The 581-nt window shown below is 35.3% G+C and carries 1 protein-coding gene; it reads left to right on the top strand.

Translation table 11 applies throughout. The features are described from left to right. The coding region (locus K5Q92_RS23915; RefSeq protein ID WP_220771265.1) for an AAC(3) family N-acetyltransferase at positions 1-581 on the top strand (581 nt) is incomplete at both ends.

Below are 581 nucleotides of genomic sequence, written 5' to 3'. Positions count from 1 at the left end.
TTAGTTTTCCCTGCTTTTTATATAAAAAATGAAAACCGTGAATCAAAAGAAGTAGATATTGATTTAAAACGGAAAGTATGTAGTACAGGAATGTTACCAGCAATGTTTTTGAGAATGGATGGGGTAATCCGTAGTCCATTTCCAGAAAATGCATTAGCAGCGCAAGGCCCTAAAGCTGAAGCAATGTTTGAGCAAAATTTAAATATAGATTTGGCTCATGGCGTAGGCTCCGCTTGGCACTTTTGTGCTGAGAATAATGCTAAGATCCTACTGTTAGGAACGAAAGCGTCGAAAACTCTTACTATGGTTCATGTCGCCGAGGATATTTTAGATGAACGTTGGCCGATAAAAGATTGGTATGAAGATAAAATATTTAACCTAAAGTTGCTTAATGATACGGTAAAAAAGAGAGTAAGAATAAGACGCCAGTTTTGGTCAAGGTTTATGGCATCAGAATTTAGAACAAAATGGTTGAATAAAAATAACTTGCTTAGTGAAGTAGTAATTGAGGGCGTTAATGTTGCTTATGTTAGTAATTCAAAAGCATTAGTGGATGCATTGGTAGATAATATGATTACTAG

The sequence above is a fragment of the Shewanella sp. MBTL60-007 genome (assembly GCF_019654915.1).
Taxonomy (GTDB): Bacteria; Pseudomonadota; Gammaproteobacteria; order Enterobacterales; family Shewanellaceae; genus Shewanella.
This window is presented reverse-complemented; position numbering and strand designations above follow the sequence as displayed.